This window comes from Nitrobacter winogradskyi (assembly GCF_006539545.1).
GTDB classification, from domain to species: domain Bacteria; phylum Pseudomonadota; class Alphaproteobacteria; order Rhizobiales; family Xanthobacteraceae; genus Nitrobacter; species Nitrobacter winogradskyi_A.
Map to the genome: position 1 here is coordinate 1 of NZ_BJNF01000045.1, position 4,440 is coordinate 4,440.

General features: G+C 63.5%; 5 protein-coding genes. 1 reads left to right on the forward strand and 4 read right to left on the reverse strand.

The window, feature by feature from the left end; all coding sequences use genetic code 11:
• Positions 1-90: 90 nt before the first annotated feature.
• The 4 genes from rplI to rpsF all read right to left on the reverse strand — a co-directional run bounded on the left by rplI (position 91) and on the right by rpsF (position 2,548).
• On the reverse strand, positions 91-699 hold the full coding sequence (gene rplI / locus NWI01_RS09325) for a 50S ribosomal protein L9 (RefSeq protein ID WP_141383585.1): 609 nt from the start codon (positions 697-699) through the stop codon (positions 91-93).
• 40 nt (positions 700-739) lie between these two features.
• Positions 740-1,750, reverse strand: coding sequence for a DUF2232 domain-containing protein (locus tag NWI01_RS09330; protein WP_141383586.1), 1,011 nt, complete (start codon positions 1,748-1,750; stop codon positions 740-742).
• A gap of 133 nt (positions 1,751-1,883) precedes the next feature.
• Positions 1,884-2,123, reverse strand: a complete 240-nt coding sequence (gene rpsR / locus NWI01_RS09335) for a 30S ribosomal protein S18 (protein ID WP_011314951.1) — start codon at positions 2,121-2,123, stop codon at positions 1,884-1,886.
• Positions 2,124-2,128: 5 nt separating this feature from the next.
• Positions 2,129-2,548 carry a 30S ribosomal protein S6 gene (gene rpsF / locus NWI01_RS09340; protein WP_141383587.1) on the reverse strand — a complete coding sequence of 140 codons (420 nt, stop codon included), beginning with the start codon at positions 2,546-2,548 and terminating at the stop codon, positions 2,129-2,131.
• Between the two features lie 373 nt (positions 2,549-2,921).
• Here rpsF and fabD point away from each other — a divergent pair, with 373 nt between their 5' ends.
• On the forward strand, positions 2,922-3,875 hold the full coding sequence (fabD, locus tag NWI01_RS09345; protein ID WP_141383588.1) for an ACP S-malonyltransferase: 954 nt from the start codon (positions 2,922-2,924) through the stop codon (positions 3,873-3,875).
• The last annotated feature ends 565 nt before the right edge of the window (positions 3,876-4,440 follow it).

Here is a 4,440-nt window from a genome sequence, read left to right on the forward strand (position 1 = left end):
ACTTCGCTTGAAAACGCTCTAAAACCGCCCCACTGCGACTGGCTCGAAAGGAACAGCGGTTTGAATCGCAAAGCGCTTCATCCCGCGCCTTTACTTCTCCTCGGCGTTTTGCTCGTTCTCGGCAGCCGGCTCGTCGTCGTGTTGAGCGTCCGGATCGAAGAATTCACCGGCGGCGGCGATCGCTTCCGCGGCTGCGTCACGATCCTCCTGTCGGGTGCTGATGTCCTCGCCGCGCTGGATGCGCTCTGCCTCGTCGGCGCTGCGGGCGATCGTGACGGTGATTTCGGCCTCGACTTCCGGATGAACCGCGACCGTCAGCTTCTGCTGACCGATCGTCTTGATCGGCGCATCGAGCCAGACCTGGGGGCGGCTGACGATAATGCCGTCGGCAGCCAGTGCCGCCACGATGTCGCGAACCGTGACCGAACCGAATAGCTGACCGGTTTCGGAAGCCTGGCGGATGACGACGATGTCGCGCCCGTTGATCTTCTCGGCCACCGTGGCGGCTTCGCCCTTGGCCTTGATGTTGTTGGCTTCAAGCTCGGCCTTCATGCCGTCGTATTTCGCCCGGTTCTCGGCGGTCGCGCGCAGGGCCTTGCCGCGGCGGAGAAGGAAGTTGCGGGCGAATCCGTCCTTGACCTTCACGACCTCGCCCATCTGCCCGAGCTTGGCCACGCGTTCCAGCAGAATGATTTCCATGTTCGATCCTCTTGTTAGGTGTTGAGCAACTGTATTGAATTCACGATTTCGGTGTGAGCGGCGGAGGCGTGTGCCGTTGCAGGTAACGTTGGCGAAACCCGAAAACAGCGTCTGCGATGCCGATACCGACGACCGTGATGACGGGCCATACGAACATCAGCACGATCGCGTAGACCGAGCCGAGCCACAGCCCACGGCTCCGCATCGTCAGGGTGATCGTGTGCAGCACGGCGAAACCCGTCAGTGCATACGTCATCATCAGGCACGCGGTAATGATCTGGGCCAGCATCGCGGGCAATCCGCCGACGAAGCTCAGCGCCAGCGCGATCATCGTCGCAACCAGCGCCATTGGCGGGAGTGTCGTTGCTCTCACATCGGGCCAAGGACGCCGCAGCCGGCCGGAGGCGGCGGTGACCTTGGCCGCGAGCCACATATTGAGAGTCAGTGTCGCCATCGCGACGGTCGCGGCAGCGGCGGGAGCGATGGCCACAAATGCATCGACAACCTCCGAGGCCTGGTCGCCGGACGCTCCATCCTGCACCTTGGCGATGCGAACCAGACCACGCCGCAAGGCATCCGTTATCGCCGATGCGTCGGAACCAAGTGTGAGAAGCGCGGCGGTCGTAGTCAGCGCTGCGAAGCAGGCGATCCAGACCAGGACGCGTCCGAGCGGATACCAGTCGACCGGGAGCGGAGTGGCCAGCGCTGCGTCGGTCTCCTGGATGGTTGCCTGCTCGATTCGTTGCGGCGGCGTATCCACGCCGGCCGGGCGGCCGAGCAGCACCAGGTGCCCCAGCCACCACGCCGGCAGCGCGACCGTCAGCACGAAAGCGGCGGAATAGGACACGCCGAACAGGACGCCAAGGCTGACGGCGGCGAAAGCGCCGCCGATCGCGGCGCAGGCAGGCCCCCATCCCATTGCCGCGACCATCAAGGGCAGGGGCGCCAGATAGAACAACAGCACCGAGATGAGCGCGCCCGAAATGATCGAGGCGAACATCAGCGCGGACGCACAGCCGGCCGCGATTGCAACGGGAAGGTTCATAGTCATCAGCTGTCCCGCTCCCTTCGAGCGGTTAGGGGTCTCATTCGAGCCCCAACCATCGGCCGGCGGATGATCCGAAAGCCTTATGATTTATGAAAGATGACCGGCGGCAGCGCGAACACCGCCGCCAGTCCCGGAGTTACCGGATAACGTAGGGAAGCAGGCCGAGAAAGCGCGCGCGCTTGACCGCGCGGGCGAGTTCGCGCTGCTTCTTCGCGGAGACGGCAGTGATGCGGCTCGGCACGATCTTGCCGCGCTCGGAGACGTAACGCATCAGCAGCTTGGAATCCTTGTAGTCGATCTTCGGCGCATTCGCGCCCGTGAACGGGCAGGTCTTGCGGCGGCGGAAAAAGGGACGGCGTGCACCGGCATCAGCCATGATTCTTACTCCTCAACCACTGCGGCGGATTCCTCGCGCGGTCTGCGCGGGCCGCGGTCACCGCGGAAACCACCACCGCGATCGTCGCGCTCACGGTCGCGATCGGCTTTGCGCATCATCGCGGACGGGCCTTCCTCATGTTCGTCCACCCGCACGGTGAGATAGCGGATGACGTCTTCATGAATGCGTTCCTGACGCTCGATCTCATTGACGATGGTGGCGGGTCCATCGATGTTGAGCAGCACGAAATGCGCCTTGCGGTTCTTCTTCATGCGATAGGTGAGCGAACGTACGCCCCAGTTCTCGGTCTTGGTGATCTTGCCCCCCAGTCCCGTGATCACGCCGGTGATCTGGTTGGTCAATTCCTCGACCTGCTGGGAGCTCGCGTCCTGGCGCGCGAGAAAAACATGCTCATAGAGAGGCATGGGTGTCCTTTCCTCAGTTGGCGCGGACCCCGGCGGCAAGCCCTTCGAGACCTTGGAAAGGACTCGGGATAAGCTCAGAAGGCGGAAGCACGGGACGACGGGCCGATGAGCCCTGCCGCATCAATATCGCCAGACAGGTGAGATTGCTGAGACCGTCCGTTCAGCTCCCGGCCGGGATCTGCGGATGGCGCGGGTTATACGGATTTTCGGGCCGCTTGCAAGGGACAAGCCGCCGAAGGCTCTAGGACCCAACAATCGGGTCCGGACGAGCACCGCACCGACAAAGAGCCTCGTGAAGGGCCTCGCGCGTCCACCGCCTTGACATCATCCGGCTCGCGGTGTCTCTCCGGCCGGGATTTCAGGGGGAGAGCGCATGACAGCGGCATTCACCTTTCCGGGGCAGGGTTCCCAGACCGTCGGCATGGGCAAGGCGCTGGCCGACGCTTTTCCGATGGCCAAGGCCGTTTTTGACGAAGTGGATGCCGCCCTCGGCGAGAAATTGACAGCCATCATCTGGGACGGGCCGGCTGAAACCCTGCAGTTGACCGAGAATACCCAGCCGGCCTTGATGGCCGTTTCCATCGCCGCTCTCCGCGTGCTCGAAGCCGAGGCGGGATTATCCGTGGCGCGGGATGCCGCCTTCGTGGCCGGACATTCGCTGGGAGAATATTCAGCGCTCGCGGCCGCTGGAAGCCTGAGCATCGCGGATACGGCGCGGCTGCTGCGAACGCGCGGTCTCGCAATGCAAAAGGCTGTTCCGGTCGGCGACGGCGCCATGGCGGCGCTGCTGGGTCTTGATTATGAGGTCGCCGTGGCCGTCGCCGACGAGGCCGCGCAGGGTCAGGTCTGCGAGGCCGCGAATGACAATAGTGACGGACAGGTGGTCGTGTCCGGCGACAAGGCGGCGGTCGATCGGGCCGTGGAGATCGCGAAGGCCAAAGGCGCAAGGCGCGCGATGCTGCTGCCTGTGTCGGCGCCGTTTCATTGCAGGCTGATGCAACCGGCTGCGGATGCCATGGCGGAAGCTCTCGCCAGGGTCACGGTCAACAGGCCGGTGGTGCCCGTGGTCGCGAATGTCATCGCCGCTCCGGTCAGCGATCCCGACGCGATCCGGAAACTGCTGGTGGAGCAGGTCACCGGCACGGTGCGCTGGCGCGAAAGCGTAGCCAATATGGCCGCCCAGGGTGTCACGCATTTTGTGGAGGTCGGCGCGGGCAAGGTGCTCACCGGCCTCATAAAGCGCATCGCGAAGGACGCGACCGGCGTCGCGGTCGGCGGTCCCGGCGACATCGCCGCCGCCAGGGATGCGATCCTCGCAGCGCGCTGAGATCGAGAGCGGTTCGAAGGCCGCGCGACTTTGCAATGCACCATTCGATGCAATTCAGTCGGGCGGTTTCAGCGAGCTTTTGATCCAGCCGCTCGCCGACGCCTGGAGCGGGTCGGCTTCTCTCTCGCAATGCGGGCAGCGGCGGACCAGTCTTGCGACCGCAACGGATTGGTCCATCGTCATGGTCAGGCCGCATCGCGGACAAGTGCTCACCGCTACCTTGTTCATGAGCAGCAACCACCCGCGAACGCAATACAAAGCGAGCACACCGACAATCATTGTGCAGAGAATCAAGAAAAGATCTTCAAGGGCACACATCGCAACCACCTTCCATGCACGCGATGGAAGCAGACCGGACGTGGTTAAGGGTGGTAGGAGTCTGCGGACTGAATTGACAATGAATCTACACCATGCCGGCTCCGGTGGTGTGTGCTCGTGCCTGCGGGGAGGCGACCGTTGCGGCCGGAAAATGGGGCAGGGTTATTGACGAGCGGTATTTCCTTGCGGCAAACCGGACGCGGGTGGTGATTTTCTTTTTGGCCTAGAGCGGGATGAGGAAAAGTGT